The sequence below is a fragment of the Mesorhizobium sp. P2_D6 genome, assembly GCF_056404315.1.
This window is the reverse complement of the sequence record NZ_JBFUEG010000005.1, coordinates 306,440-332,578: the sequence shown is the minus strand read 5'-3', so window position 1 is coordinate 332,578 and position 26,139 is coordinate 306,440. Positions and strand designations below refer to the sequence as shown.

General features: G+C 64.3%; 25 protein-coding genes. 14 read left to right on the top strand and 11 right to left on the bottom strand.

Going from position 1 to position 26,139, the window contains the following annotated elements:
- Window positions 1–35 precede the first annotated feature (35 nt).
- Together AC1D1L_RS13685 and AC1D1L_RS13680 are read left to right on the top strand one after the other, a co-directional pair.
- Window positions 36–479, top strand: coding sequence for a FixH family protein (locus AC1D1L_RS13685; RefSeq protein ID WP_477341982.1), 444 nt, complete (start codon window positions 36–38; stop codon window positions 477–479).
- Window positions 480–483: 4 nt separating this feature from the next.
- Window positions 484–1,683: a cytochrome-c peroxidase gene (locus AC1D1L_RS13680; RefSeq protein ID WP_477341980.1), complete on the top strand. Its 1,200-nt coding sequence runs from the start codon at window positions 484–486 to the stop codon at window positions 1,681–1,683.
- A 1-nt stretch (window position 1,684) separates the two neighbouring features.
- Here AC1D1L_RS13680 and AC1D1L_RS13675 read toward each other — a convergent pair whose 3' ends face one another.
- Complete coding sequence (locus AC1D1L_RS13675) at window positions 1,685–2,137, bottom strand: Lrp/AsnC family transcriptional regulator (protein WP_112565348.1); 453 nt, start codon at window positions 2,135–2,137, stop codon at window positions 1,685–1,687.
- A 164-nt stretch (window positions 2,138–2,301) separates the two neighbouring features.
- Between AC1D1L_RS13675 and putA the strand changes: the two genes are divergently transcribed.
- Entirely contained in the window at window positions 2,302–5,910 is a 3,609-nt protein-coding gene (putA, locus tag AC1D1L_RS13670; RefSeq protein ID WP_477341978.1) for a bifunctional proline dehydrogenase/L-glutamate gamma-semialdehyde dehydrogenase PutA, read from the top strand.
- Window positions 5,911–6,001: 91 nt separating this feature from the next.
- Window positions 6,002–7,054, top strand: coding sequence for a glycosyltransferase (locus AC1D1L_RS13665; RefSeq protein ID WP_477341976.1), 1,053 nt, complete (start codon window positions 6,002–6,004; stop codon window positions 7,052–7,054).
- Window positions 7,055–7,092: 38 nt separating this feature from the next.
- On the opposite strand, the gene hmuQ is transcribed toward AC1D1L_RS13665, so the two are convergent.
- From hmuQ to AC1D1L_RS13645, 4 genes are all read right to left on the bottom strand, one after another.
- Entirely contained in the window at window positions 7,093–7,407 is a 315-nt protein-coding gene (hmuQ, locus tag AC1D1L_RS13660) for a heme-degrading protein HmuQ (RefSeq protein ID WP_112565354.1), read from the bottom strand.
- A gap of 51 nt (window positions 7,408–7,458) precedes the next feature.
- Window positions 7,459–8,415: an energy transducer TonB family protein gene (locus tag AC1D1L_RS13655; protein WP_477341974.1), complete on the bottom strand. Its 957-nt coding sequence runs from the start codon at window positions 8,413–8,415 to the stop codon at window positions 7,459–7,461.
- Window positions 8,416–8,542: 127 nt separating this feature from the next.
- On the bottom strand, window positions 8,543–8,983 hold the full coding sequence (locus tag AC1D1L_RS13650) for a hypothetical protein (RefSeq protein WP_477341972.1): 441 nt from the start codon (window positions 8,981–8,983) through the stop codon (window positions 8,543–8,545).
- Window positions 8,984–8,988: 5 nt separating this feature from the next.
- Window positions 8,989–11,136, bottom strand: a complete 2,148-nt coding sequence (locus AC1D1L_RS13645; protein ID WP_477341970.1) for a TonB-dependent hemoglobin/transferrin/lactoferrin family receptor — start codon at window positions 11,134–11,136, stop codon at window positions 8,989–8,991.
- A gap of 256 nt (window positions 11,137–11,392) precedes the next feature.
- Between AC1D1L_RS13645 and hemP the strand changes: the two genes are divergently transcribed.
- From hemP to AC1D1L_RS13620, 5 genes are read left to right on the top strand one after another with little or no spacing between them, the layout of a single operon-like run.
- The gene (gene hemP / locus AC1D1L_RS13640; protein ID WP_023673860.1) at window positions 11,393–11,599 is read left to right on the top strand and encodes a hemin uptake protein HemP; all 207 of its coding nucleotides are present in this window, start codon (window positions 11,393–11,395) and stop codon (window positions 11,597–11,599) included.
- Between the two features lie 32 nt (window positions 11,600–11,631).
- Entirely contained in the window at window positions 11,632–12,690 is a 1,059-nt protein-coding gene (locus tag AC1D1L_RS13635) for a hemin-degrading factor (protein WP_477341968.1), read from the top strand.
- An 11-nt stretch (window positions 12,691–12,701) separates the two neighbouring features.
- Window positions 12,702–13,592, top strand: coding sequence for a heme/hemin ABC transporter substrate-binding protein (locus tag AC1D1L_RS13630; RefSeq protein WP_477341966.1), 891 nt, complete (start codon window positions 12,702–12,704; stop codon window positions 13,590–13,592).
- Window positions 13,593–13,596: 4 nt separating this feature from the next.
- Window positions 13,597–14,694 (top strand): FecCD family ABC transporter permease, encoded by a 1,098-nt coding sequence (locus AC1D1L_RS13625; RefSeq protein ID WP_477341964.1) that lies wholly within the window; start codon window positions 13,597–13,599, stop codon window positions 14,692–14,694.
- 23 nt (window positions 14,695–14,717) lie between these two features.
- Window positions 14,718–15,506, top strand: a complete 789-nt coding sequence (locus AC1D1L_RS13620) for a heme ABC transporter ATP-binding protein (RefSeq protein WP_477341962.1) — start codon at window positions 14,718–14,720, stop codon at window positions 15,504–15,506.
- Window positions 15,507–15,511: 5 nt separating this feature from the next.
- Here the strand turns inward: AC1D1L_RS13620 and rirA are convergent, their stop codons facing one another.
- Entirely contained in the window at window positions 15,512–15,973 is a 462-nt protein-coding gene (rirA, locus tag AC1D1L_RS13615; protein WP_112565484.1) for an iron-responsive transcriptional regulator RirA, read from the bottom strand.
- A gap of 281 nt (window positions 15,974–16,254) precedes the next feature.
- Between rirA and AC1D1L_RS13610 the strand changes: the two genes are divergently transcribed.
- The 3 genes from AC1D1L_RS13610 to AC1D1L_RS13600 all read left to right on the top strand — a co-directional run bounded on the left by AC1D1L_RS13610 (window position 16,255) and on the right by AC1D1L_RS13600 (window position 18,762).
- On the top strand, window positions 16,255–17,550 hold the full coding sequence (locus tag AC1D1L_RS13610) for a DUF445 domain-containing protein (RefSeq protein WP_477341960.1): 1,296 nt from the start codon (window positions 16,255–16,257) through the stop codon (window positions 17,548–17,550).
- Window positions 17,551–17,660: 110 nt separating this feature from the next.
- A complete protein-coding gene (locus AC1D1L_RS13605) occupies window positions 17,661–18,086 on the top strand; it encodes a phasin family protein (RefSeq protein WP_477341958.1) in 426 nt (141 codons plus the stop codon).
- 178 nt (window positions 18,087–18,264) lie between these two features.
- Complete coding sequence (locus tag AC1D1L_RS13600; RefSeq protein ID WP_477341956.1) at window positions 18,265–18,762, top strand: MaoC family dehydratase; 498 nt, start codon at window positions 18,265–18,267, stop codon at window positions 18,760–18,762.
- Window positions 18,763–18,777: 15 nt separating this feature from the next.
- Here AC1D1L_RS13600 and AC1D1L_RS13595 read toward each other — a convergent pair whose 3' ends face one another.
- A complete protein-coding gene (locus AC1D1L_RS13595) occupies window positions 18,778–20,232 on the bottom strand; it encodes an MFS transporter (protein WP_477341954.1) in 1,455 nt (484 codons plus the stop codon).
- Between the two features lie 129 nt (window positions 20,233–20,361).
- Here AC1D1L_RS13595 and AC1D1L_RS13590 point away from each other — a divergent pair, with 129 nt between their 5' ends.
- Window positions 20,362–21,255: a LysR family transcriptional regulator gene (locus tag AC1D1L_RS13590; protein WP_477341952.1), complete on the top strand. Its 894-nt coding sequence runs from the start codon at window positions 20,362–20,364 to the stop codon at window positions 21,253–21,255.
- A 4-nt stretch (window positions 21,256–21,259) separates the two neighbouring features.
- Here the strand turns inward: AC1D1L_RS13590 and AC1D1L_RS13585 are convergent, their stop codons facing one another.
- On the bottom strand, window positions 21,260–22,678 hold the full coding sequence (locus tag AC1D1L_RS13585) for an aminotransferase-like domain-containing protein (protein WP_477341950.1): 1,419 nt from the start codon (window positions 22,676–22,678) through the stop codon (window positions 21,260–21,262).
- Window positions 22,679–22,784: 106 nt separating this feature from the next.
- Here AC1D1L_RS13585 and AC1D1L_RS13580 point away from each other — a divergent pair, with 106 nt between their 5' ends.
- On the top strand, window positions 22,785–23,648 hold the full coding sequence (locus AC1D1L_RS13580; protein WP_477341948.1) for a DMT family transporter: 864 nt from the start codon (window positions 22,785–22,787) through the stop codon (window positions 23,646–23,648).
- Between the two features lie 27 nt (window positions 23,649–23,675).
- Here AC1D1L_RS13580 and AC1D1L_RS13575 read toward each other — a convergent pair whose 3' ends face one another.
- From AC1D1L_RS13575 to AC1D1L_RS13565, 3 genes are read right to left on the bottom strand one after another with little or no spacing between them, the layout of a single operon-like run.
- On the bottom strand, window positions 23,676–24,716 hold the full coding sequence (locus tag AC1D1L_RS13575) for a zinc-dependent alcohol dehydrogenase family protein (RefSeq protein ID WP_477341946.1): 1,041 nt from the start codon (window positions 24,714–24,716) through the stop codon (window positions 23,676–23,678).
- A 33-nt stretch (window positions 24,717–24,749) separates the two neighbouring features.
- Entirely contained in the window at window positions 24,750–25,400 is a 651-nt protein-coding gene (maiA, locus tag AC1D1L_RS13570; protein WP_477341944.1) for a maleylacetoacetate isomerase, read from the bottom strand.
- A 4-nt stretch (window positions 25,401–25,404) separates the two neighbouring features.
- Complete coding sequence (locus tag AC1D1L_RS13565) at window positions 25,405–26,097, bottom strand: fumarylacetoacetate hydrolase family protein (RefSeq protein ID WP_477341942.1); 693 nt, start codon at window positions 26,095–26,097, stop codon at window positions 25,405–25,407.
- Window positions 26,098–26,139 lie beyond the last annotated feature (42 nt).

Below are 26,139 nucleotides of genomic sequence, written 5' to 3'. Positions count from 1 at the left end.
CTTCCCGGGACGTTATGTTTGGAAGAGGAACCGGTTTGGCATCGATATGGCGTTATCTTCTTGCGGGCCTTGGTCTGGCCGCCTTGCTGGCTGGCATACTGGCGATCGTCTATCTGACCGCGCCGCAGTCGGCGCCGGGCCCGGATGTTTCGCGCTCGAAGAAGACGGCGAACGGTTTGTTTGTCGCCAGTTTCCAGCCGGAGCGGGGCGTTATCAAACAAGGCGAGCTGCAATCCTGGCTGCTCACCTTGAAGACGGTCAAAGGCGATCCCGTGGAAGGTGCGGCGATCTCGGTCTCCGGCGGCATGCCGCAGCACAATCACGGCCTGCCGACCAGTCCGCAGGCGACCGATTATCTGGGCGAGGGGCGCTACCGCATCGAGGGGTTGAAATTCACCATGAGCGGCGTGTGGCAATTGCGCTTTGCCATTTCAGCGGCCGCCGGTTCCGACACGGTCGTCTTCAACGTGGTGCTGTGACCAGATGAGCCGCCTGTCGCGTCTTCTGGCAGTGGCGGCGGTTCTGCTGGTTGCCGGCTGCGGCAAGCCGGATTTTTCCGATGCCGAGAAGAAGACCATCGCTTCGCTGGCGCTGAACGCCTTGCCGGCGCTGAAGCCCGACACCACCAACCGCTTCGCTGACGTGCCGGCCGCCGCGGCCCTGGGGTCCACGCTGTTCTTCGACCAGGGCATGAGTCGTGACGGCAACGTGTCCTGCTCGACCTGCCATAAGATCGATCGGCAGTTCCAGGACGACCTGCCGCAGGCCGTCGGTGTCGGCCGCACCAACCGGCGCAGCATGCCGCTGGCCGGCGTGGCGCGCAATCCGTGGTTCTTCTGGGACGGACGGCGCGACAGCCTGTGGGCGCAGGCGCTGACGCCGCTGGAAAATCCGCTCGAGCAGGCGGGAAACCGCGCCGCCTTCGCGCATTACATCCAGAAGCGGTTCGGCGAGCGCTACGAGCGGATCTTTGGGCCGCTGCCTGACCTTTCCACCGTGCCGGCCAATGCCAGTCCGCTGGGCAATGAGGCCGAGCAGGCGGCATGGAAGGCGATGACTGCGGCCCAGATGGACGATGTCAACCGCGTCTTTTCCAATATCGGCAAGGCGATCGCCGCCTTCGAACGGTCGATCGAACCGGCGCAGACGCGTTTCGACCGTTTCGCCATCGACCTGGCGTCCGGCGCCAAGCCGAAAGCCGACGATGCCTTTTCGCCGGAGGAAATGCTCGGGCTGAAATTGTTCATCGGCAAGGCCAATTGCGTCACCTGCCATAACGGGCCGCGCTTCACCGACAACAGTTTCCACAACACCGGCGTGCCACCGGTGAAGGACTTGCCGCTGGATCGCGGCCGCTTCGATGCAGTGGCGCAGGTTGAAGCTGATCCGTTCAACTGCTTCGGCGCGTTCCGCGATGGTGACGCCGGCGCCTGCGGCGAACTGCGCTTCATGGTCAAGGACGCGCCCGAACTGATGCGCGCCTACAAGACGCCGTCGCTGCGGGGCGCGGCGACGCGGCCGCCCTATATGCATGCCGGCCAGTTCTCCTCGCTGGAGGAGGTGGTGGCGCATTATTCGGCGGCACCCGCTGCTGTCGGGGGCACCTCCGAGGTGCACCCGCTGCAGCTGTCGGACCGTGAACGCGCTGCGCTGGTGGCATTCTTGAAGACGCTGTCGGAGTGAGTCAGCGGTCCTTCACCGTCTCCATTGCCACGAAGGTCGAGGTCTGGGCGACGTGCGGGAGCGCCGAGATGCGCTCGCCGAGCACGCGGCGGTAGGCGGCGATGTCGGTGGTGCGGACCTTCAGCAGATAGTCGAAGCTCGACGCCATCATGTGGCACTGCTCGATTTCCGGCACGGCCTGCACCGCGCGGTTGAAAGCGTCGAGGGCGGCAGAGCGCGTATCCGACAGTTTGACCTGGACGAAGGCGACATGGCCTTCGCCCATGCGCTCGCGGTCGATGATCGCCTGGTAGCCTCTGATGTAGCCGTCCTTTTCCAAGCGCTTTACCCGCGCCTGCACCGGCGTCTTCGATAGGCCGACCTTGCCGGCCAGTTCCGACATGGACAGCCGCCCGTCGCGCGCCAGAGACGACAGGATGTTTTTATCGATGCGGTCCAATTGGTCTTCTGTCACTGATATTGCAGTCCAATTGATGAGAAAGTGAACACAATGATAGTTTATTCGACCTGCAATGTCGATTTCTTTGGACCGGTTGAAAATACGGCTCTGTGCTAGCTTGCGCCATTCGGTCCGGCGACCGCCGGCCCGTTCCCTGATGCTCGCTCCGCAGGACCGCCATGCCGCTCGACACCATCCGCCAGCAGATCCGCACCAATTACCTGCCCGACGAAGACGCGGCGGTGAAGAGGCTTGCCGAAGCAACCGGGCTTTCCACCGAAGACCGCGATGCGATCTCGGCTCGTGCCGCCGATCTGGTGCGGGCGGTGCGCGGCTCGTCCGACCCGCGGCTGATGGAGGTTTTTCTCTCGGCCTACGGCCTCTCCACCAAGGAAGGCGTGGCGCTGATGTGCTTGGCCGAGGCGCTGCTGCGCGTGCCCGACACCGAGACCATGGACGACCTCATCGCCGACAAGATCGCGCCCCATGACTGGTCGGCGCATTCGGGCGGTTCGAGTTCGATCTTCGTCAATGCCTCGACCTGGGCGCTGATGCTGACCGGCCGCGTGCTCGACGAGGGCGAAGGCGGCATCGAAGGCACGCTGCGCTCGATGGTGCGAAGGCTGGGCGAGCCGGTCATCCGCAAGGCGGTCGCCGCCGCCATGCGCGAAATGGGCGAGCAGTTCGTCCTCGGCCGCACCATTGCCGAGGCGATCAAGCGCGGCCGTCCGATGATCCAGAAAGGCTATCTCTATTCCTTCGATATGCTGGGCGAGGCGGCCCGCACCGAGGCCGACGCGCTGCGCTATCTCAAGGCCTATGCCGACGCCATTTCCTCGCTCGATTCCGGTTCCAACGGTCCGGATATCCGGCAGAACCACGGCATCTCGGTCAAGCTGTCGGCGCTGCATCCGCGCTATGAAGAGGCGCAGAAGGAAAAGATGCTGCCTGTCATGGCTGAGCGGCTGCTGTCGCTGGCGCTGGCCGCACGCCATTCGCGCATGGGCCTCAACATCGACGCCGAGGAAGCCGACCGGCTGGATCTGTCGCTGGATGTCATCGAGCGCGTGCTGGCCGAGCCGGAGCTTGCCGGCTGGAACGGCTTTGGCGTCGTCGTCCAGGCCTATGGGCCACGCGCGGCCTTCACCATCGACTGGCTCCATGCGCTGGCGAAAAAGTACGACCGCAACATCATGGTGCGGCTGGTCAAGGGCGCTTATTGGGACACCGAGATCAAGCGGGCCCAGACGCTCGGGCTTTCCGGCTACCCCGTCTTCACCCGCAAGGCCAATACCGACGTTTCCTACATGGCCTGCGCCAAGAAGCTGCTGTCGATGACCGACCGCATCTATCCGCAGTTCGCTACCCACAACGCGCATACCGTCGCCGCCATCCTGTCGATGGCTGATAACAGGGACGCCTTCGAATTCCAGCGCCTGCACGGCATGGGTGAGGCGCTGCACGAGACGGTGCGCCAGGCCGAAGGCACGCGCTGCCGCATCTATGCACCAGTCGGCGCTCATTCCGATCTCCTGGCCTATCTGGTTCGCCGCCTGCTGGAGAATGGCGCCAATTCCTCCTTCGTCCACCAACTGACGGACGAGGATGTCGAGCCGGAGGATATTGCGCGTGATCCGCTCGAGACGGTCGAGAGCCAGGGCCCCGCCGCCAATCCGGCGATCGCTCGTCCGGCGACAGTCTTCGGCGCTGGGCGGCGTAATTCGAAGGGGTTCGACATCACCGATCCGGTGACGCTGGCCGCGATCGACAAGGCCAAGGCGGACTTCGCCGGGCCTGAGCGCTGGCATGCCAAGCCGATCACGCGTGCGGCCGGCTACGGCAAGCAGCGCCGGGTGGTCAATCCGGCGAAGCCCGACGAGGTCGTCGGCACGGTCAGCGAAGCGGCAGCCAAGCAGGTCGCGACGGCTGTGCGCTTTGCGGTGGAGGCGCAGCCTGCCTGGGCGAAGCGCCCGGTCGCCGAACGCACCGCGATCCTCAACCGCGCCGCCGATCTCTATGAGGCCAATGCCGTCGAGTTCTTCGCGCTCGCCACCCGCGAGGCCGGCAAGTCGCTGGCCGACGGCGTCGCAGAAGTGCGTGAAGCCGTCGACTTCCTGCGCTACTACGCTGCCGAAGCGGCGAACAATGAAGCGGGCACCGAGGCGCGCGGCGCCATCGTCTGCATCTCGCCATGGAACTTCCCGCTCGCCATCTTCACCGGCCAGATCGCGGCCGCGCTCGTCACCGGCAATTCGGTCATCGCCAAGCCGGCCGAACAGACGCCGCTGATCGCTTTCCGCGCCGTCGAACTGCTGCGCGAGGCCGGCGTACCTGAGGATGTCATCCAGCTTCTGCCCGGCGACGGCCCCTCGGTCGGCGGACCGCTGACTGCGGATCCGCGCATCGCTGGCGTCTGCTTCACTGGCTCGACCGAGGTCGCCAAGCTGATCGAAAAGCAGTTGGCCGAGACGGCAGCGCCTGATGCCATGCTGATCGCCGAGACCGGCGGCCTCAATGCCATGATCGTCGATTCCACGGCACTCCCCGAACAGGCGGTGCGCGACATCCTGGCGTCTGCCTTCCAGAGTGCGGGCCAGCGCTGCTCGGCGCTGCGCGTGCTCTATGTGCAGAAGGACGTCGAGAAGAAGATGCTGGAGATGCTGAAGGGCGCCATGGAGGCGCTCACCATCGGCGATCCTTGGGCTATTTCGACCGATGTCGGTCCGGTCATCGACGATGAGGCGCAGGCTTCGATCCGCGAGTATTGCACCACGATGGGCCTGCAGGGCCGGCTGATCGCCAAGCTCGAAGCACCGAAAGATGGCCGCTTCGTCGCGCCGCATGTGTTCCGGGTCAAAGGCATCGAGGAGATGGAGCGCGAGGTGTTCGGCCCGGTGCTGCATGTCGCCAGCTTCGACGCCGGCGGGATCGACGCCGTTATCGCCGCCATCAACCGCAAGGGCTATGGCCTGACCTTCGGCCTGCACACCCGCATCGAAGGCCGTGTCCAGCATTTCGTCGACGGCATCCATGCCGGCAACATCTACGTCAACCGCAACCAGATCGGCGCCGTCGTCGGTTCGCAGCCCTTTGGCGGCGAGGGGCTTTCAGGCACCGGGCCGAAGGCCGGCGGTCCGCATTATCTCCGGCGGTTCCGCAAGGCGCCGGAGGCCGGCACCGAGATTGCGGAGGGCCACAAGGTGACGGCGACCGAACTCGCCGACAATCTGCCCGAGCCGACGCTTGGCGGCTGGTCGACGCGGCCGGACCGCATCGCCATTTTGAGAAAACATCTGCGCGGCAAGGGCGCGGCGGCGATCGGCGCTGCCGCTGCAATCGATTTCGGCCAGGTCGACCTGCCCGGGCCGACCGGCGAGGCCAACACGCTGTCGCTGTCGCCGCGCGGCCGGGTGCTGTGCCTCGGGCCGGACGCCGACACGCTGCTTGCCCAGACGATCCAGGCGCTTGCCGCCGGCAACGCGGTGCTGGCCGTGGCGCCCGGCGCGCCGGCAGCCCTCTCCGCGTTGACCGGCAAGGGGCTGCCGTTGGCAGCCATAGACGGCCGGCCCGACCCGGTCGAGGCGCGTTCGCTGCGCGTCGATGTTGTCGCCTTCTCGGGCAAGCCGGAAGCAGCCCGCATCGTGCGCAAGGTCATCGCCAACCGGAGCGGCCCGATCGTGCCGCTGGTCAGCGAAGTGCTCAACCCGGCGGCCTATGCGCATGAACGCGCCGTCTGCGTCGACACCACCGCTGCCGGCGGCAATGCCAGCCTGCTGGCCGCGGCGTAGGGGGCTTTTCGCGGCTCGCTTGCCTGCGTTGGATTGTAAGGGTATGCGCTAATGCTACAGGGCAGCAACTTGAGCAGGCGCAGCCGATCAGATGGAAGACACGTTCCGACCGTTTGAGCTGCCGCGCGTGTCGGTGGTTATCACCAGTCATAACTACCGGCCCTATGTCGAGGACGCGATTCGTTCGGTCCTGGCGCAAACCTATCAGAGATGGGACTGCGTCATCGTTGACGATGCCTCGACCGATGGCTCGGCCGAACATATCCGGCAACTCCTCCAGACAATAGACGATCCGCGCCTGCGCCTGTTGGCACGCCAGGAAAATGGCGGACAGATCGCCGGATTCCGCGATGGCTTTGCCGCGACCGACGCGCCTTTTGTAACGTTCCTCGACGCCGACGATGTTTGGCTGCCGAATTTTCTCCTGGCGCATATTTCGGCCCATCTCAATGCAGTGCGCTCTGCGGCACTGTCCAGTTCAGACGTGTTCCTGATCGATGGCGACCGCACGTTGCTGGGCGGCACCTATGTCCTGTTGCGCAAGCCGCGTCCGAAGCCGGATGGCCTCGGGACCATCATCCCGGCCGGCAAGCAGCTTGGCGAGATGGCGCCCGAGTTCGCCTATGCATCGGATCATCCGGTCACCTATTTTGGGCCAGGGGTCTATGGCTGGATTTGGGCGCCGACATCATCGATGGTTTTCAGGCGTGGCGCACTGGAACCGGTTCTGGCGTTCCCCTTCAAGACCAGGATAGGGACCGACTATCTGGCTGCGACATGCGCGCATCTGTCGGCCGGCAGCCTGCTCTTGTCGGAATGTCTCGGCCTCTATCGCCTGCACGGCGCCAATGCATCCGCCGGCGTCTCCTATGCCGGAGGCCACGTGCAGCAGTCGGCGGCCTATCGCACGCATGAGATCACGTTGGGTAGGGATGTTCTCGACTATGTGCTCGCCAATGCCGAGCGGCTCGGTGCCGTCAATGGCCGCGAGTTCGTGCCTGGATTCCTGGCGCAGCACATCAGGCGGTTCGGCCGCCTGGTAGATGATCCGCGCGTCACGCCCTTTCTGGATCGCAGAGGCCGGTTGCGATGGCTGCGCAAGCGCGTCACCCGCTCTTTGCGGCGATTAGTCAGTCGGGCCTGACAGTGGGCAGCCTTGAATGCGGCTGAGGCTAAAATATTTCAGGCGCCCTCGACGACCGAAAAGCCTTCGAACTGCGGATGGCCGAGATAGTGCACCTTGGAGGTGCCGGCGTTGCGGTGGGCGGCGCGGAAATTCTCGGATTTGGTCCAGGCGACGAAATCCTCGTGACTTGCCCACACCGTGTGCGAGGCAAACAGCGTGTAGCCCTCGGTCTCGTTGACCGGGCCGCGCAGCAAGTGGAATTCCCTGAAGCCTTTCATCTCCGAGAGGCTGGAATCGCGGTTCTTCCAGACATCCTCGAAGGCGGTCTCCGAACCATTCTGGACCTTGAAGCGGTTCATGGCGATGTACATTGGCTTCCTCTTGAATTGGCGGACGACATTTGGCGAAGGTCTACGATCTGCTTAAAACGGGCCGATCCGCGCCCTGAACACCCAGCTTGACATGCCGGTCTCGGGTGGAATGGGCGGGAACGGGGCCTGCTGGCGTACCAGTTTCAAAGCGAATTGGTCGAGTTCTGAGGATCCTGAACTTTCGGCAAGCTGCAGGTCGCTGATGCTGCCATCGGCCATGACGACGAAAACGACCCTGGCATTGTTGAGAGCCTTTTCCTGAATCTCTTTCGAAACACGGCGGTTGGCGCGGGCAAGCTTGTTCTGAACTTCAACGCTGTAACCGGATTCCATCGCGTTGCCGGCTGCGCCCTGTTTTTTACCCTTGCTGGCCGCCGCCAGCGCGTCACGTTCCTCGCCATCTGTCGCGCCAGCGTCTACCGATTCTGATGGGCTAGGCCTCGGGCTCGGGACCGGGGCCTTGGCATCAGGCAAATCAACAGGCGGCTCGTTGGCGGGCGGCGCCTCTGAACTTTTCGGTTGAACGGCTGACGATGTCGGCTTCTCAGCCGCTGGGGCGACACTTTGATCATTCGGGATCGCGGCCGTCAGTGTATCTGGAGCGACAATTGCCTGTTTGGCGACTTCCGGTGCAGGCTTGGGTGCCGGCGGCTCCTTGACGGGTTGGGCCGCCTCGGTCGACGGCGCGGGTTGAACGACCTCGGGCTTGGCCGGCTGCGGATCGGCCACCAAGGCAACATCGATCGCGTCAGGCGGCAGGTTTTTCAAAGCGGTGCCGACGACGTGGGCGCCGGATTGTTGGGAGCCTTCGGATTGTATCGCATCTCCGGTATCGAACGTTCCGGCGGGTGCGACCAGGAAAGCGGCCGCGGCCGCCGCGTGCAGCAGGCAGGAGGCAGCGATCGCCACCGTCCATTTGCGATCGGCCGCCGGCCGCGCAAGTGGCACGGGCGGCGCAATCGCAAGTTCGTTGCCGGCGTCGTCGGGGAGGGGGCTGATGTCCTGCATGTCTCGCGGCGAGACCTGCCGCGAGCGAGGCGGGATTGTCAAATCAAGATCGGTTGCCGGCCATGACGGCGGACCGGAGACGGACCAAGCCGCGCTGTTGTGCTTGAAGGTGGGATGCAGGCCCACCTCAGACGCCGAAAGCTATACCTGTCTTGGTCTGCGTTTTCAGCCCGCGCATGCAGGTGCCCGGCTCGACACCGGTGCCGGCGCATTCGGTGGCGCTGTTGATCAGCACGCGGCTGAGTTTGGTGCAGTTGGTGCCGGCGAGGTCGAAGCGGGTCACCTTGGTCTTGCCGGCGGGCAGATCCTTGAAGTCGAGCACGCTCAGACGGTCGACGACGCCGGCCTCGTTGAACAGCGCGATCTCGAAGGCCGCCTTGGACAGATCGGCGCCGAGCGCATTGTTGACGACGAAGGTCAGGCGGCAACCCTTGTCGGAGGGCTGCGCGGCATTGAGCTCGAGGCTGAGTTGCGGCGCCGGCGCGGACTGCGCCCACGCCGGCGCCAAGCCGAGCGACATCGCCAGCGTCGAGGTCAAAAGACGAAGCGGTGTCGTCAACTTTATCATTGAAGTCAGCCTCCAAAGCGCATGGTTGCGGCCAGCTTCAGCGTGATGCCGGGCTCGTAGATGACGGCGGTGGTGCCGCCGTTCAGCGGGTTGGTGTATTTGACATCGAACAAATTGTCGGCGCGGAAGTCCACCTTCAAATTGTCGGTTGCCTGGTAACTGGCGAAGGCGTTGACCAGCGTATAATCCTTGGCCACGGGGTTGCCCTTCGGCTTGCCGTTGTACTGCACCTCGCCGCCGACGGTCAGCCTATCTTCGAGGAAACGGAAGCCGAGCTGCCCGGTGACCTGCGAGGACGGGATGGTGGCAAGGTCGGCCCGCTCACCTTCATAGGAGATGGTATGGCCGTTAATGATCGAGGCCGACAGCCCGGCATAACCCCAGGCGGCATCGTAGACGCTTTCCAGTTCGAAGCCGTTGATCTTGGCCTGGGCGAAATTCTGGTACTGGAAGCAGATCGGGATGCCGGGGCCAAACGGGCAGCCGCTGGTCGGGTCGAATGCCGACAGCGTCACGCCCTCGATATAGTCGTCGACATCGTTGTGGAAGTAGGCCGCCTTGAGCCGAAACGCGTCGCCGGATTCCAGGATGTCGTTCAGCTTGTAGTTGACGCCGAATTCGGTGGTCTTGCCGGTTTCAGGCCGCAGGTTCGGGTTGGGCAGGAACGGGAAGGTGACGCCGGCCGGATGATTGCCGCTGATCAGCGTCTCCGTCAGCGACGGCGAGCGGTAGCCTTCGGCGTAGGTGCCATAGAATTGCAGGCCAGCCAGGCTGGCGCTTTCGAAGGGCGTGACACCGACCGTGATGCGCGGCGACAGCCTGTCGCCTGAGGTTTCGTTGTCCGAGTCCTTCAGGCTGTAATTGTCGTAGCGCAGGCCGGTGATGACTTCGAGCCAGTCCCAGCTCAGCCTGTCCTGGATGTAGGCGCCCGAGACGTTGCGCTTGCCTGACGGCGTATAAAAACTGTCGCCGCCCGACGTGCCGCCGGTCTCGACATCGTCGCCGACCCAGTCGCCTCCATAGGTCAGTTCGTGCGCGATGCCGGCGGTCTCGAAGCGCGATGTGTTCCAGATGTCGATGCCGGTGGTGCCGACATCGAAGGTCGACGCCGAGCCGGCCAGCAGCACGACGGGGAGGCCGGTGACCGGATCGAACCGGTTTTGCGGCACAAGCGTGGTCAGGTCCAGATTGGTCTTGTTGTACGAAGCGTTGATGTGGAGATCGAGCCAGCTCTTGGCGTCGTCGGTGATGTTGTAGCGGGCGGTGAAGGTGTTCGACTTCAGGTCGACGTCGTTGGCCGGCACGCCGCCGCTGGTTTCCGTCCAGCCATCGCTCGAACCGACCCAGCCGAGCTTCAATTCGCTGTTTTCACTCGGGCGGATGGTGGTCTTGAGCAGGCCGCTCAGCACGTCGAAGCCGGTGCCGGCGACCGTGTCGCCGCTGCCGTTCTTGTAGTCGTCGTAGTCGCGGTAGACGATGTTGCCCAGCACATCCCAGTTGTCGTTGAATTTGTAAGCGCCGCTGGCGCTGGTGGTCCAGCCCTTGCCGTTGCTTTCATAGCGCCCGGTGACCGATGCGCCCCAGGTTTCGCCCGGCTTGAGGAAATCCTCGGCATCCTTGGTGTCGAAGAAGACGACGCCGCCAATGGCGCCGGAGCCATAGGTGTTGGCGACCGGTCCGCGGATGACATCGACGGATTTGATAAGCTCGGGATCGACATAGAAGGTCGACTGCGTGCCGTGATCGGAGCGCTGGAAATTCTGCCTGGCGCCGTCGACGATGACCGCGACGCGGCCGAAATCCTGCAGGCCGCGGATGTTGATGCTGGAGCTGACGCGCCGTGCGTCGGCCTGCGCGGTGACGCCCGGCACGCCAAGCAGCATTTCATTGGGTGTCGTCGCCATGCGGCGGTCCAGCTGTTCCTTGTCGACATGGCTGGCCGAGGCCAGCGATTCGATCGCCGTTTCGCCGGTGCGGCTGATGACGAGGATCTTGTCGAGCAGCGTTACGCCGGCCGGCGCGGGCTTGGTATCCTCGGTTTTCTTGCTCGGATCAGTCTGCTGCTGGTCGGTAGCTTGTTGCGCGCTGGCCGGCGGCGTCAACAATGCGATCGCTGCTGCCCCCGCAAGCAAGGCTGCAATTGCCTTTGCCATAGGCCGATGCGCCGGATCGGCGTGTGCCAGATCCAGTCGTCCCCGATTTGCCAACCCCATTGCCCCAACTCCAGGTTCGATGCTGGCTGGCGGCGGCGCTCGCTGGCATTTTTCATTTCGTCCGGCGTCTTAAATCTTGACTCATTTAGTCCGGTAATGCACTGACTAATAAACATGATTATTCGAGTCAAGAAATGAATCGGCATTTTTGCAACGCCTAGCCAGACGCCCGGCACAGGAAAAGGGATAGACAGAAATGAACACCCACAATCCCAACGACTTCCGTTACCGCGTCCGCCGTTCCGAGGAGACGCCGACCCGCTTCGACCGGGTGCCGCTGGCGGTGAGGACCTTGTCGTCCAACACGCTGTTCCAGGGCGAGCACGAGATCGGCATCGAGCACCATGGCGCGCTCTACCGGCTCAAGATCACTCGCCAGGGCAAGCTGATCCTCAACAAGTGACGAACCAGACAGGGCAGACAGGTAAGCAGGACATGGACCAGCGCGTAAAACCCGCCCCGCATGAAATCCGGCGGGCGCGGGCAGACAATCCGAAAGCGCGCGAGCGCGATGTTGCCGCCGAACTCGGTATTTCGGAGGCCGAACTGGTCGCCGCGCATTGCGGCGAGGGGGTCGTGCGCGTCGAGCCGCGGGTCAACGATCTGCTGATCGGCCTCGACGCCGTCGGCGAAGTGATGGCGCTGACCCGCAACGAAAGCGCGGTGCACGAGAAGATCGGCGTCTACGACAAGGTCGTGCCGGGCACGCACAATGCCACGGTGCTCGGCGAAAACATCGACCTGCGCATCTTTCCGAAAGTCTGGGCGCATGGTTTTGCCGTGGAAAAGCGCGACGGCGGCGACATCCGCCGCAGCCTGCAATTCTTCGACGCGGCGGGCGATGCGGTGCACAAGGTGCATCTGCGGCCGGCGTCCAATCTGTATGCCTACCAGAAGCTGGTGGCTGGGCTCGAATCGTCGAACCAGGAGCCGACCGTTTCTGTCGCAGGCTTGGCCGAGGACGATGCTGAGACGCCCGGTGCTGCTGCCAACATCGACGATCTGCGCGACCGCTGGAGCCGGCTGACCGACGTGCATCAGTTCTTCGGCATGCTGAAGGCGCTGAAGCTCAGCCGCCGCCAGGCCGTGCGCATGGTTGGCCAGGACTATGCCTGGCTGCTCGACAATGACGCCGTCAGCGCCATGTTCCACCATGCCGCAGCCGGCGACATGCCGATCATGTGCTTCGTCGGCAACCGCGGCTGCATCCAGATCCATTCCGGCCCGGTCAAGTCGATCAAGCCGATGGGTCCCTGGATCAACGTGCTGGACGAGACTTTCCACCTGCACTTGCGCACCGATCACATCCAGGAGGTCTGGGCAGTACGCAAGCCGACCAAGGACGGTCACGTCACCTCGCTCGAAGCCTATGGCGCCGACGGCAAGATGATCATCCAGTTCTTCGGCAAGCGCCATGAAGGCGAGGGCGAGCGCGATGATTGGCGGTTCCTCGCCGAAAACCTGCCGCGCATTCCAAGCCCGACCGCAGCCTGAGGATCATAACGATGATTTCACTGTTCAGGCGCCCGACGCTTGCCGCGACCATGGGTCTGTCGCTGTTACTTGCCACCGCGCCGGCGCCGGCCACCGAAAACCTCGCCATGTTTGCCGACACGTCGCGGATCGCGGCGATTGGCGGCTCCATCACCGAGATCGTCTACGCGCTTGGCGAAGAGGGCCATCTCGTCGCCCGCGATTCGACCAGCCGCTACCCCGCCGCCGCGATGGCGCTGCCCGACGTCGGCTATATGCGCCAGCTGTCGGCGGAAGGTGTTCTGTCGGTCAATCCGTCCGGCATTCTGGCGCTGCATGGCAGCGGCCCGAGGGAGGCGGTCGATGTGCTGAAAAAGTCGAGCGTTCCGTTCATCGACGTGCCCGAGCACTACAACCATGACGGCATCCTGGAAAAGATCCGCATTGTCGGCAAGGCGCTTGGCGTCCACGCCAAGGCAGAAGCGCTGGTGGCCGAGACCGACGCCAAGCTGAAGGCGGCCGAAGAACAGACGGCATCGATCAAGGAGCGCAAGCGCATCCTGTTCGTGCTGTCGATCCAGGGCGGTAAGATCCTCGCCGCGGGCAGCGATACCGCCGGCGACGGCATCATCAAGCTTGCCGGCGCGGTCAATGCGGTCGAGGGTTTTTCCGGCTACAAGGCGATGTCCGACGAGGCCATCGTCACCGCCAGGCCGGACGTGATCCTGGCGATGAAGAATGCCGGGCCGCCCATTGCGGAAGACGAGCTGTTCGCCATCCCGTCGATCACCTCGACGCCGGCTGGCGAAGGCCGCAAACTGATCCTGATGGATGGCAGCTATCTCCTTGGCTTCGGGCCGCGCACGGCCAGTGCCATCCACGACCTCGCCGTCTCGCTCTATGGCAGTCAGGTCACGGACTGAGCAGATGGTGGATCAGTCGATCGCCGGCGCGGCGGGCGAGGTGGCGGGCGAGGGCGATCGTTCGGGGCGCGCGCGCCTTGTCATCGTGCTTTTGTGTCTGGTGCTTGCGCTTTCCATGTTCCTGTCGCTGACATCGGGCGCCTCCGATGCGTCGGCCGTCGGCGTCATCCGCGACTGGCTGACCGGCGCTGTGCCGGCCGACGCCGGGCTCGGCGCGCGTGACCGGCTGATCGTCTATGACATCCGCATGCCGCGCGTGCTGCTCGGCGTGCTGATCGGCGCGGCACTGGCCGTATCCGGGGCGGTGATGCAGGGCCTGTTTCGCAATCCGCTCGCCGACCCCGGCCTGATTGGGGTGTCAGCCGGATCGAGCCTGGGCGCCGTCGCCGTCATCGTGCTCGGTACAAGCTGGCTGGCGCCGTTCACTCTGGCGCTCGGCAGTTTGGCCTTGCCGATCGCCGCCTTTTGCGGTGGCCTTGCGGTGACGCTGGTGCTCTACCGTGTCGCCACGCGGCAGGGGCGCACCTCGGTCGCCACCATGCTGCTTGCCGGCATTGCGCTCGCCGCCCTTGCCATGGCGCTGACCGGCATCCTCATCTTCATGGCCGACGACCGGCAATTGCGCGACCTGACCTTCTGGCAACTGGGTTCGCTGGGCGGCGCCACCTGGCCGAAGATCGCTTCCGTCGGCCCGATCATCGTTTTGGCGCTGGCGGCAATGCCGTTCATGGCCCGCGGGCTCAATGCGCTGGCGCTCGGCGAGGCGACAGCCGGCCATCTCGGCATCCCGGTGCAGCGGCTGAAATACACCGCGATCGTCGGCGTCTCGGCGGCAGTCGGCGCTTCGGTCGCAGTCAGCGGCGGTATCGGCTTCGTCGGCATCGTCGTACCGCATCTGCTGCGGCTGCTGATCGGTCCGGACAATCGCTATCTCTTGCCGGCATCGGCGCTGCTCGGCGCCTCGATGCTGCTCACCGCCGATGCCGTCGCCCGCGTCATCGTGGCGCCGGCCGAATTGCCGATCGGCATCGTCACGGCGATCGCTGGCGCGCCGTTCTTCCTCTGGATTCTGCTGCGCAAGCGCGGCGTAATCGACTTGTGAGACTTGAAACCTGTGAGGCGGGCATGATCGAAGCACGCGATGTCTCGGTGGCGATCGGCGGCAAGCGCATTGTCACCGATGTCGACTTTACCGCGCGGCCCGGCGAGATCGCGGCAATCGTCGGGCCTAACGGCTCGGGCAAGACCACCTTTCTCAAGGCATTGTCAGGTGATCTGCCGTTTTCAGGAACGGTTGATATCAACGGCCGCGACCTAGCGGCGATGAAGCCGGTGGAGGCTGCCACAGCGCGCGCCGTGCTGCCGCAGGCGACGACGCTGTCCTTTCCCTTCACGGTGCGCGAAGTGGTCAGGCTCGGTCTTGTCGGCGGCCGCTCTGGCGTGCTGCCGGGCGAAGACGAACGACTGCCGGAGCGGGCGCTGGCGCGGGTCGACCTCGACGGCTTTGCCGGCCGTTTCTACCAGGAGCTTTCGGGCGGCGAACAGCAGCGTGTGCAGCTGGCACGCGTGCTGTGCCAGGTGTGGGAGCCGGTGCTCGACGGCAAGCCGCGCTATCTGTTCCTCGACGAGCCGGTTTCCAGCCTCGACATCAAGCACCAGCTGATCATCATGAACATTGCCCGAGATTTCGCCCGGCGCGGCGGCGGTGTGATTGCTATCCTGCACGACCTCAATCTGACGGCCATGTATGCGGACCGGGTTTTCGTCATGCATCGCGGCCGGCTCGCCGCTGACGGTTCGCCGCAAGAGGTGCTGAGCGACGATCTGATCGAAAAAGTCTTCGATTGCCGGCTGCGGGTCGGCGTGTTGCCGGCCGCCAATATGCCGTTTGTTTTGCCGCAGTCCGCTGTCTAGAAAATTCAGGCGGCCGGGGCTCGCTGCACGAGCATGTCGATGCCGAGCAAATGGCGCACGTTCGGCCGCGCTGCCACCATATCGGCGATCGTGTAGCGGGAGAGTACGGCAAAGAAGGCGTTGAGCGCCTCGCGCAGCGCCGAGTTGAGGGCACAGCTGTCGACCAGCGGACATTCGGCGGCGTCGTTCTCGAAGCACTCGGCCATGGCGAAGCTCTCTTCGGTCACCCGCACGACGTCGAATAGGTTGATCTGCTCGGCGGGACGGCCAAGCCTGACGCCGCCATTGCGGCCCCGCACCGTCTCGACCAGACCGTGTTCGACCAGCGGCTGCAGGATCTTGAACAGGAAAAGCTCCGACACCGAATAAGCGGCCGCGATCTCCGGAATGCGGCTCAGCCGTTCGGTGTTTGCCGCGCAATACATCAGGATGCGCATGGCGTAGTTGGTCTGGCGCGTTAACCGCATTTCATTCCTCACCCAAGTGCTGGCGCATTGGAACTGCACCAGATTTTAGATCTGTGCTGGTGCGGCTTTCTCACCCGGAGTTTCGGATTCGCCCACACTGGCCTCTTGGGAATATGGCCTATACCTTGGAACAATTCCAGACTGGGATTGCATGATAGATGAATATTCCTGTCAACTTTGTGTGCGAAATCGGCATGTCTTGAGGCGAAATCGGCCGTCCTGTCATGTCACGGGCCGAAACAGTCCCTAAATACCCTGAGATCGACGAGGAGCGGCCCACAATGTCTCAATCGGCCCCGTCCCTGATGTCCGGCGGTTTCGATACCGAAGCAGGCGCCAAGCTTTCCGCGCTGCGGTGGACAAAGTTCCTCGCCACGGCCGCGCTGGCGCTTTGCGTCGTGGTCTTTGCCGTCGCCAAATCGTTCGAGGGCACTTATCCGTGGCTGGGCTTTGTCGCGGCCTTCGCGGAGGCGGCGACCATCGGCGGCCTGGCAGACTGGTATGCGGTGGTGGCGCTGTTCAAGCGGCCGCTCGGCCTGCCGATCCCGCACACCGCTATCATCCCGGCGAACCAGAACCGCATCGCCGACAATCTCGGCCGCTTTATCGAGGTCAATTTCCTGGCGCCCGAGCCGGTGCGCAAAAAACTCGCCGAGGTCGATTTTGCGGTGCTTGTCGCCGACTGGCTGACTGACGCCGAACGCTCTGCCGGCCTGTCGCGCTTTGTCGTGCGGCTGGTGCCGCGGACGCTTGCGGCAATCGAGCAATCCGGCCTGCGTGGTTTCGTCACCAGCCGCATGCTGGAGCAGATCGACAAGGTGCCGCTGGCGCCGCTGGCGGCCGAGCTGCTGTCGGCGCTGACCGACGACCGCCGCCATCAGAAACTGTTCGATGAGTTCACCCGGGTGATCGGCCGGTTCCTGAACGACGAAGAGGCGCTGGCGACCATGCGCGAAAAAATCCGCGAGGAATTGCCGTCGCTGTTCAACCTGTTCCGCGCTGACGCTTACCTGTTGAAGAAAATCGTAGCGTCGGCCGGTTCGCTGCTCGACGAGGTGCGGGCCGATCCCGATCACCCGATGCGCGCCGAATTCGACCGTTTCGCGCATTCCTTCATCGAGCGGCTCAGAACCTCGAAGCAATACGCCAAGCGAGCCGAGAAACTGAAGCGCGATTTTCTGGCGCGGCCGGAGGTCAAGGCGCTGGCTGGCGACATGTGGGAGAGTCTGCGCCTGTTCATCGAACAGGACGCCAAGGCGGAGAATTCGATTGTCCGCGAGCATCTCGCCAACATGTTCGTCGAGGTCGGCCGCCATCTTGCCAGCGATCCGCAGATCAGGGCCGACATGAACCAGGGCTTTGTCGTGGCGCTGGCCTCGTTCGTGGAGAGCCAGAAAAGCGGCGTGTCGACATTCATCGCCGACCAGGTCAAGCGTTGGGACCTTGCCCAGCTGACCAGGCTGATCGAGATGAACATCGGCAGGGACCTGCAATATATCCGCTTCAACGGCATGATCATCGGCGGCCTTGCCGGCGTCGCGCTCTATGTGGGTGAGCTGCTGTTGCTTGCCGGTTGACCTGCATTCGCCGCCAAATTGCATTGCGCGGGCGAATGGACACGCGGCGCGCGAGTGCTATTGTCCAGCCTAGGGTTCAGCATTTGCGCAAACTGGGGAGCAAGCGACCAATGGCCAAACAACCCGAATCCGATTCTTTCCTGGACATGTTCAGCCGGTTCGGCCGCGACCTGAAGGTGCCGAATGTCGAGGCGATCCTCGCGCATCACCGCAAGAACCTCGAGGCGCTGGAGAAATCGGTGCGGGCGGGGGCTGCCGGCGCGACCTCGCTGCTGTCCCGGCAGCGCGAGATGCTGCAGGACACGCTGCGCGAAATCAGCGACATGGCGCAGAACTACAAGGCGCCGGGCAATCCGCAGGAGTTGATGACGAAACAGGCGGAGTTCGCCAAGAAATCCTTCGAAGCCGCTCTGAAAAATGCCAGCGAAGTGGCCGAGCTGGTCAAGAGGTGTGGCACCGAATCCGTCGAAATCCTGCGCGAGCGCATCAAGGAAGCGATGGAGGAAATCCGCTCCGGCTACGAGAAGAAGAAGTGATCTTGGGCACGGCCTGACCCGCTGCCCGCCGCCTCTGCACAGACGGCCGTTTGCGGCGCATGGCCATGGATGAGGCGTACCGATCGGCGGAAAATGACGGAACGGAATCGCAACAGGCGAATTGACAGGGGCTGTCGGTTCGTGGTCCGAGGCAGTTGGAGCCATCGGGAAAGCAGGAATGACGGAACTACGGCCGAAAACGCCGCCGACCTTTGAGCAGCTAAGGGCGATGGCCGGGCAGGAACTCGGCGTGTCGGAATGGACGACGATCGACCAGAGCCGCATCAACCAGTTCGCCGAATGCACCGGCGACCATCAGTGGATTCACGTCGATCCGGAGCGCGCGAAGCGGCAGAGCCCATTTCGCACCACGATTGCGCATGGCTATCTGACGCTGTCGATCATCGGCGCATTGGCGCTCGATCTGGGCATCGTGCCCGAAAACACGCAGGCTGCCTTCAATTACGGCTTCGACAAGGTGCGTTTCCTGGCGCCGGTCAGGGTCGGCGCACGAATCAGGCTGCGCTCGACGCTGTTGTCGGTGGAGGACAAAGGCCCGGGCCAGTATCTGATGAAGGCCGCCAACACCGTCGAGATCGAGGGTGAGCAGAGGCCGGCTTTGACTGCCGAAACGCTGGTCATGCTCTATGAGCGCCGCAAGCGGACCGCAACTTAAGCACCCTACCTTCGATCACGATGGCTGTTGCCGCGACGATGACCTCCCGGCTGATCGGGCCGATAGCAGCGCCAGCAACAGTGCAGCCACTGCCATAGCCGTTGCTGCCTGAAAGGTGACGTGCATTCCGTGCGCGGCTGCTGCTGAGGCCGACACCTCCTGGCCTTGCCGCCCTCCCGTCGATGCGGCCGCAAAGATGGCGCCCATCAGCGATGCGCCGGTGATCAGGCCGAGATTGCGCGACAGATTGAGCAGGCCGGACACGACACCGCGCTCGCCGGCGGCGACACCGCCCATGACGGCTGCATTGTTGGATGTCTGGAACAGGGCGTAGCCGAAGCAGGTGACGGCGATCGGCATGACATAGCTGGCAACGCCGAGTTTTGTCATGGCGAGCGACAAAAGCGAGGTGCCGATGGCGAGGGCGAGCAGCCCCGCGATCATCATCCTGTTGGCACCGAAGCGATCGGTGAGGCGGCCGGCGATAAGCGCCGAGAGCGCCGAGACCAGCGGACCGGTCGACAGCACCACGCCGACCATTGCGGCGTTGAGCCAGAGCCCGCGCGACAAATAGAACGGCGCGACCACCAGCGTTGCCATCATGATCGTGGCGACGACGAGGTTCATGGCGAGGCTGGCGGTGAGCCGGATGTCGTACAACCGGGCAAGCCGGATCAAGGGATTCTTCGCCCTCGTTTGCACAACGCCGAACATAACGACGCCGATGCCGGCCGCGATCAGCAGGCCGATGTTGAGGGTGCCGAAATTGCCCCGGCCGAGCGTCATCGCCAGCGCATAGGCGGCGAGCGTAAAGGCGAGCAGCACGGTGCCCACTGCATCGAAGCTGCCTCGATCGGCTTCGGCAGCCTTGCCGCGGGCAGGCAGGGCCAACCAGGCGAGGGCGAAGGCCGCGACGCCGAGCGGGACATTGACGAGGAAGATCGCCCGCCAGCCGAAGCCGGCGATCAGCAAGCCGCCGAGCGAGGGGCCGAGCGTCGTGCCGATCGCCGACATGGCGCCGAGCAGACCCATGGCGCTGCCGGTTCGCTCCTTGGCTACGGTCTCCGCGACAAAGGCCAGTGTCAGCGCCATCATCAATGCCGCGCCAAGTCCTTGCACGGCGCGCGCCGCGATCAGCAGCCATAGCGTCGACGCCAGGCCGCAGAGCACCGAGGCCAGAGTGAACAGCGCGATGCCGCCAAGCAGCAACCGCCGGCGGCCAAACATGTCGGCCAGCCGTCCGGCGCTGACGATCAGCGCGGTGATGGCGAGCAGATAGGCCAGAACGACCCATTGCACCGACTGGAAGGACGTGTCGAAGGCCTGCATGAGGGACGGCAGGCCGACGCTGGCAATGCTGGTTCCCAGCGACGACAGCAGCGTGGCGAGCGACAGGCTGGCCAGCGCCAGGACAGCGGACTGGGTTTGTCGCGGCACCGATGCGCGCTCGTTCTGCTCAGCAATTGCCATGGCGATCTCCTTCTTTCAGGCCCGGGAAACGGACCTGTTGGAGATCTAATTTCTGAGGTGGCATAGCGGAAGGCGCAGCATTTGCATCTTATTCGTGCGTTAAACGCCATGTCATGCTATGATGCGCCGATGACATTGCCCGATCTCAATCTGCTGTTCGCGCTCGACGTCCTTTTGGCCGAAGGCAGCGTGGCGCGCGCCGCGACCCGGCTGCGGCTCAGCCCTTCGGCGATGAGCCGCACGCTGGCGCGGCTGCGCGCTGCAACCGGCGATCCGCTGCTGGTTCGGGCCGGCCGGGGCCTGGTGCCGACCCCACGGGCGGAGGAATTGCGTCAGCAGGCTGGCCGCGTCGTTGGGGATGCCGAGGCGTTGCTGCGCCCTGCCAGGCTTCTCGATCTCGCGAAGCTGGACCGAATCTTCACGCTGCGCACCAATGAGGGTTTCGTCGAGGAGTTTGGACCGCGTCTTGTCGCCCGCATCCAGGCCGAGGCGCCGGGCGTGCGGCTGCGCTTTGCGCCCAAAGCCGACAAGGATGTCGCCTCGCTGCGCGACGCCGCGATCGACCTGGAAATCGGCGTTGCAGGCGAAACCGGACCTGAAGTGCGCATACAGGCGCTGTTCCGCGACCGCTTCGTCGGCGCGGTGCGAGCGGGTCACCCCTTGAGCGAAGGTGTGGTGACGCCCGAGCGCTATGCCGCCGGCCGGCACATCAGCGTTTCAAGGCGTGGCCGGGAGAGGGGACCGATCGATGAGGCGCTGGCACAGCTTGGCCTGCAGCGGACCGTGGTGTGCATGGTTTCTGGCTTCTCGGCAGCACTCGCCATGGCGCGCGCTTCCGATCTGATCGCCAGCATCCCCGAACGGCATACGCAAGGCGCACGCGCCGGCATGGTTAGCTTTCCGCTACCGGTCGCCACGGTCGAGGTGACCATCTCGATGCTCTGGCATCCGCGGCTCGATGCCGACCCGGCGCAACGCTGGCTGCGCGATTGCGTGCGCGAGGTCTGCGCGGCCTCTCGGTGAGCGCTCAGCGCGCCATTGCCGTCTCAAGCACCCGGAAAATCCGCTCATCTGCGCACTGGGCAACGTTGAAGCGCAGGAAGCGGCTGGCGGTTCCCGACAGACTGAACGCGTTGCCGGGCGCCAGCACGATGTTGTCGGCCAAGGCACGGCGGGCGATGTCGGCGGCATCCACGCCATCGGGCAGGCTGCACCACAGGAACAGGCCGGCGGGCTGGTCGATCCATGGCGTGATGCCGATCGTTTTCAGGCGCGCGCCCGTCTCGCCCATGGCGCGGGAAAGGCGCGCCCGCAGCAAATCCATGTGCTTGCGATAGCCGCCGTCCCTGAGCAGCGCCAGCACCAGTTCGGCAGCCAGCCGGCCGCCGCCGAAAGTGGTGGCGATCTTGAGATCGGTGAGCTGTTCGATCCAGTCGCGCGGTGCGGCGATGAAGCCGCAGCGAACGGAGGCCGACAATGTCTTGGAGAAGCTGCCGATTTGGACAACGCGGTTGAGGCCGTCAAATGCCGCCAGCCGGGGTGCGGGGCTGTGTTCGAAATCGGCGAAGATGTCGTCCTCGATGATGGTCAGGTCCGACTGGTCGGCGAGCTTCAACAGCCGGTGCGCCGTGACCGGCGACAGGATCGCGCCGGTCGGGTTGTGGATGGCGGAATTGGTGATGTAGAGGCGCGGCTTGTGCTCGGCCAGCGCCTGCGCGAACAGCTCGATGTCAGGTCCCGTTTGCGTGTAAGGCACGCTGACGACCTTGGCACGGTGGGCGCGCAGCAGCGCGTGAAAATTGAAATAGCAAGGGTCGTCGACCAGTACGGTATCGCCGGGCTCGGTCAGAAACCGGCACAAGAGATCGATGGCCTGCGTGCCGGATTCCGTCAGCATGATCTGTTCGGGCGAGACGTCGATGCCATGCCCTTCCATACGCCGCGCCAGCAATTGCCTGAGCGGCGGCAGGCCGAGCGGCGTGCCGTAATCGGCGAGGTCGACATCGTCGGCTCGCGCCACAGTGCGCAGCGCCCGGCGCAAGGCGGACTGCGGCATCCACGAGGCCGGCATCCAGCCGCAGCCGGGTTTCAGCATTTCGCCACCGGCTTCCAGCGACTGGCGCGACACCCAGAGCGGATCGATGGCGCGATCGAGCCTGGGTCCGATCTCGGCCAGCGACAGCGGCGCCAGCGACCCGGCGGCATAAAAGCCCGAGCCCGGCCGGGAGCGGATCGCGCCTTCGGCGGCGAGACGCTCATAGGCCTCGACCACGGTCGACTTGGACACCTGCATGGCTTTGGCGAAAGCGCGGATCGAGGGCAATCGCGCGCCAGGCGTCAGGCTGCGCGCGGCAATCCGCTGACGAATGGTCGCCATGACAGTTTCGACAAGCGTGGTCGCGACAGGAGCGTATGCCGTGTCGGTTTCCAGAACGAGTTTGGTCATCTGTATTGCTCAATTGGCCATTACAGTTTGATAGAATTGTACCGCATTGTCTCTAGCTCCACCATAGGGTCAAGCCCGATACAGAGCCAAAGCAATGGAGCCTGGAATGGACAAGAGCACGAGCGGCTGGGTGAACGGATTCGTCGGCGTGTTGATCTTCTCAGGCTCGCTGCCGGCGACGCGCGTGGCAGTGGCCGATTTCGATCCGACTTTTCTGACCTCGGCTCGCGCGGCGATCGCCGGCCTGCTCGGTCTGGCGATGCTTATTCTGTTCCGGCAGAAGCGCCCGGAGCGCAGCGATTTTCTGTCGCTGGTGATCGTGGCGCTTGGCGTGGTGGTCGGCTTTCCCTTGCTGACCGCGCTGGCGCTGAAGCACGTCACCTCTGCCCATTCCATCATCTTCGTCGGCCTGCTGCCGCTGGCCACCGCAATCTTCGGCGTGCTGCGCGGCGGTGAGCGTCCGCGTCCGGCCTTCTGGCTGTTCTCCTGCATCGGCAGCGCGCTGGTTGCGGGCTTTGCCCTGACGCAAGGCGTGACGGCGTCGCCGATCGGCGACGGCCTGATGCTGGCCGCCATCATCGTCTGTGGCTTGGGCTATGCGGAGGGTGCCGCACTATCGCGCAGGCTCGGCGGCTGGCAGGTGATCTGCTGGGCGTTGGCGATCTCGTTGCCGATCATGCTGGTGCTGACGTTCGCGACGCTGCCGCAATCCTTTGCCGCCATCGGCTCCGGCGCCTGGGCAGGTCTCGCCTATGTCTCGCTGTTCAGCATGCTGATCGGTTTCGTGTTCTGGTACCGCGGCCTTGCGCAAGGCGGCATCGCCGCCGTGGGACAATTGCAGCTGCTGCAGCCTTTCTTCGGCCTCGCTTTGGCGGCGACGCTGCTGCACGAGCAGGTCAGCCCGCTGATGGTGGTCGTGACGCTCGGCGTGGTCGCCTGCGTGTTCGGCGCGAAGAAGTTTGCGAGCTAGTTTTGGTGGCGGAGGGCGACTCCGCGCCTAAAACTTCGTCACAACCCCGATGCCGATACCCTCAAATCCGCCCATCGCCATCAGCGCCGCGGGCGCCTCATCGAGGCTGATCTTCTTGCCGACCAGCAGTTCGGGCTTCAGCTTGCCGGTGCGGATCATCTCCATCATGGCGGGGTAGCGGTAGGCCTGCATGCCGTGGCTGCCGAGGATTTCGAGCTCGAAGGCGATCACCTTGTCCATCGGCACCTGTGGCCGGGCATGCTCGCCTAGCATCAGGCCGACCTGCACGTGGCGGCCGCGCCGGCGCAGATTGGAAATCGAGTTGAACGATGTCGTGGGGTGGCCGAGCGCGTCCATCGACATGTGTGCGCCGCCATTGGTGATCTGCTTGACCGCCTTGACGACATTCGGCGTGTTCGAGGCATTGATGGTCGCCACGGCGCCGATCTTTTTGGCGAACTCGAGCTTCTCGTCGGTAAGGTCGATGGCAATGACATTGGCGCCCATGGAACTGGCGATCATGATCGCCGACAGGCCGACGCCGCCGCAGCCATGCACCGCCACCCATTCGCCCGGCGTCACTCGGCCCTGGTCGACAATGGCGCGAAACGAGGTGACGAAGCGGCAACCGAGGCTGGCGGCGGTGGCGAATTCCATCTCCTCGGGCAAGCGCACGAGATTGGTGTCGGCATGTTCGATGGCGACATATTCGGCAAACGAGCCCCAGGCGGTGAAGCCTGGCTGCGTTTGATGCTCGCAGACCTGGTGGTTGCCGGAGGTGCATTCGAAACAGCGGCCGCAGCCGACGCAGAACGGCACGGTGACGCGCTCGCCGGCCTTCCAGCGAGTGACCTGCTTGCCGACGGCAACGACGATGCCGGCCAGTTCATGGCCGGGAACATGCGGCAGCGTGATGCCGTCATCATGGCCCATCCAGCCATGCCAGTCGCTGCGGCAAAGCCCGGTGGCCTCGACCTTGATGACGACGCCGTCGGCGGCCGGTTTCGGATCCGGCACGGTCTGGATCGTCGGCGCTTGGCCGAATTTCTCGAAGACGACGGCTTTCATCGGGTGGTCCTCATGCTCTGCGCCAGTGCGCTTCTATTCCGCATCTATCTGATTCTCCGGCGCTGCCTTCTGAAAGGCCGGCAATGCCATGCAGGCGGCGTGGATGCGCGATATCGTGGGGTAGGGCGTCAGGTCGACGCCGAAGCGGGCGTTGCTGGCGATCTGGGCGACCAGACAGATGTCGGCGAGGCCCGGCGCATCGCCGTGGCAGAAGGTGCCAGTCTCTGGCGACGAAGTCAGAATCTTTTCAAGCGGCTGAAAACCTTCGTTGACCCAGTGCCGGAACCAGTTGACGACGTCCTGGTCGCCGGCGCCGAACAAAGTGCGTAGCGAGGTCAGCACGCGCAGATTGTTCACCGGGTGGATGTCGCAGGCAATCATCTGCGCCAGCATTCGCACGCGCGCCCGGCCGAGCGCGTCCTTGGGCAGCAGCGGCGGCTCCGGATTGGTCTCGTCGAGATATTCGATGATCGCCAGGGACTGCGTCAAAAGCGTGCCGTCGCCGAGAATCAGCGCCGGTACCAGTCCCTGCGGATTGACCGCTAGGTAAGCCGGTTCCAGATGGTCGCCATGACGCAGATGATGCGGCACGTATTCGTAGGTCAGCCCCTTCATCTCCAATGCGATGCGTGCGCGGTAGGAGGTGGAGGAGCGGTAGTAGTTGTGGAGGACGAGGTCGCTCATCGGATCACGGCTGGCCGATCGTGATCTCGATCGAGCCGATGTTGTCGACGCCGCCGGTCATCGTCTGGCCGGGCGCCACCGCGCCGACGCCGGCCGGCGTGCCGGTGAAAATCAGGTCGCCCGGTTGTAGTGCAACCGACTCACTGCAGATCGAAACGATATCGGCGATAGGCCAAATGAGTTCGGCGAGGTCGCCGTCCTGTTTCACCGCGCTGTCGAGCGCGAGCCAGATGCGGCCCTTTTGCGGGTGGCCGGATTTTGCGGCGGGGACCAGCGGCCCGCAGGGCGCCGAGCGGTCGAAAGCCTTCGACCAGTCCCAGGGCCGCGCCGCCTTCTTGGCTTCGTCCTGCAGGTCGCGGCGGGTCAGGTCGATGCCGACGCCGTAGCCCCAGACATGGTCGAGCGCTTGCGCGCGGGGGATACGGAAGCCGGCCTTGCCGATCGCCGCGACCAGCTCGATCTCGTGGTGCAGGTTCTTGGTCAGCGGCGGGTAGGGGATCGTGGTGCCGCTATCGACCACCGCATCGGCCGGCTTGGTGAAGAAGAAGGGCGGGTCGCGCTCGTCATTGCCGAGTTCGCGGGCGTGCGCGGCATAGTTGCGGCCGACGCAGAAGATGCGGCGCACGGCAAAGCGCTCGGCCGAGCCGGCGACGGCCACCGATGGTGTTGCGGGCAAGGGGAGGACGAAATCTGTCATGCCAGGTCTTTCTGCTTCAGCTGCCGGCACATTTGACCGATT

What these genes read in the sequence shown, in the direction of transcription:
- AC1D1L_RS13630 (WP_477341966.1), top strand. Translation starts at nt 12,702, where the DNA reads ATGATTTCACTGTTCAGGCGCCCGACGCTTGCCGCGACCATGGGTCTG.
- AC1D1L_RS13665 (WP_477341976.1), top strand. Translation starts at nt 6,002, where the DNA reads ATGGAAGACACGTTCCGACCGTTTGAGCTGCCGCGCGTGTCGGTGGTT.
- AC1D1L_RS13635 (WP_477341968.1), top strand. Translation starts at nt 11,632, where the DNA reads ATGGACCAGCGCGTAAAACCCGCCCCGCATGAAATCCGGCGGGCGCGG.
- AC1D1L_RS13600 (WP_477341956.1), top strand. Translation starts at nt 18,265, where the DNA reads ATGACGGAACTACGGCCGAAAACGCCGCCGACCTTTGAGCAGCTAAGG.
- AC1D1L_RS13655 (WP_477341974.1), bottom strand. Translation starts at nt 8,415, where the DNA reads ATGCAGGACATCAGCCCCCTCCCCGACGACGCCGGCAACGAACTTGCG.
- AC1D1L_RS13645 (WP_477341970.1), bottom strand. Translation starts at nt 11,136, where the DNA reads ATGGCAAAGGCAATTGCAGCCTTGCTTGCGGGGGCAGCAGCGATCGCA.
- AC1D1L_RS13625 (WP_477341964.1), top strand. Translation starts at nt 13,597, where the DNA reads ATGGTGGATCAGTCGATCGCCGGCGCGGCGGGCGAGGTGGCGGGCGAG.
- AC1D1L_RS13595 (WP_477341954.1), bottom strand. Translation starts at nt 20,232, where the DNA reads ATGGCAATTGCTGAGCAGAACGAGCGCGCATCGGTGCCGCGACAAACC.
- AC1D1L_RS13605 (WP_477341958.1), top strand. Translation starts at nt 17,661, where the DNA reads ATGGCCAAACAACCCGAATCCGATTCTTTCCTGGACATGTTCAGCCGG.
- AC1D1L_RS13680 (WP_477341980.1), top strand. Translation starts at nt 484, where the DNA reads ATGAGCCGCCTGTCGCGTCTTCTGGCAGTGGCGGCGGTTCTGCTGGTT.
- AC1D1L_RS13575 (WP_477341946.1), bottom strand. Translation starts at nt 24,716, where the DNA reads ATGAAAGCCGTCGTCTTCGAGAAATTCGGCCAAGCGCCGACGATCCAG.
- maiA (WP_477341944.1), bottom strand. Translation starts at nt 25,400, where the DNA reads ATGAGCGACCTCGTCCTCCACAACTACTACCGCTCCTCCACCTCCTAC.
- AC1D1L_RS13650 (WP_477341972.1), bottom strand. Translation starts at nt 8,983, where the DNA reads ATGATAAAGTTGACGACACCGCTTCGTCTTTTGACCTCGACGCTGGCG.
- rirA (WP_112565484.1), bottom strand. Translation starts at nt 15,973, where the DNA reads ATGCGGTTAACGCGCCAGACCAACTACGCCATGCGCATCCTGATGTAT.
- putA (WP_477341978.1), top strand. Translation starts at nt 2,302, where the DNA reads ATGCCGCTCGACACCATCCGCCAGCAGATCCGCACCAATTACCTGCCC.
- AC1D1L_RS13580 (WP_477341948.1), top strand. Translation starts at nt 22,785, where the DNA reads ATGGACAAGAGCACGAGCGGCTGGGTGAACGGATTCGTCGGCGTGTTG.
- AC1D1L_RS13565 (WP_477341942.1), bottom strand. Translation starts at nt 26,097, where the DNA reads ATGACAGATTTCGTCCTCCCCTTGCCCGCAACACCATCGGTGGCCGTC.
- AC1D1L_RS13590 (WP_477341952.1), top strand. Translation starts at nt 20,362, where the DNA reads ATGACATTGCCCGATCTCAATCTGCTGTTCGCGCTCGACGTCCTTTTG.
- hemP (WP_023673860.1), top strand. Translation starts at nt 11,393, where the DNA reads ATGAACACCCACAATCCCAACGACTTCCGTTACCGCGTCCGCCGTTCC.
- AC1D1L_RS13585 (WP_477341950.1), bottom strand. Translation starts at nt 22,678, where the DNA reads ATGACCAAACTCGTTCTGGAAACCGACACGGCATACGCTCCTGTCGCG.
- AC1D1L_RS13620 (WP_477341962.1), top strand. Translation starts at nt 14,718, where the DNA reads ATGATCGAAGCACGCGATGTCTCGGTGGCGATCGGCGGCAAGCGCATT.
- hmuQ (WP_112565354.1), bottom strand. Translation starts at nt 7,407, where the DNA reads ATGTACATCGCCATGAACCGCTTCAAGGTCCAGAATGGTTCGGAGACC.
- AC1D1L_RS13610 (WP_477341960.1), top strand. Translation starts at nt 16,255, where the DNA reads ATGTCTCAATCGGCCCCGTCCCTGATGTCCGGCGGTTTCGATACCGAA.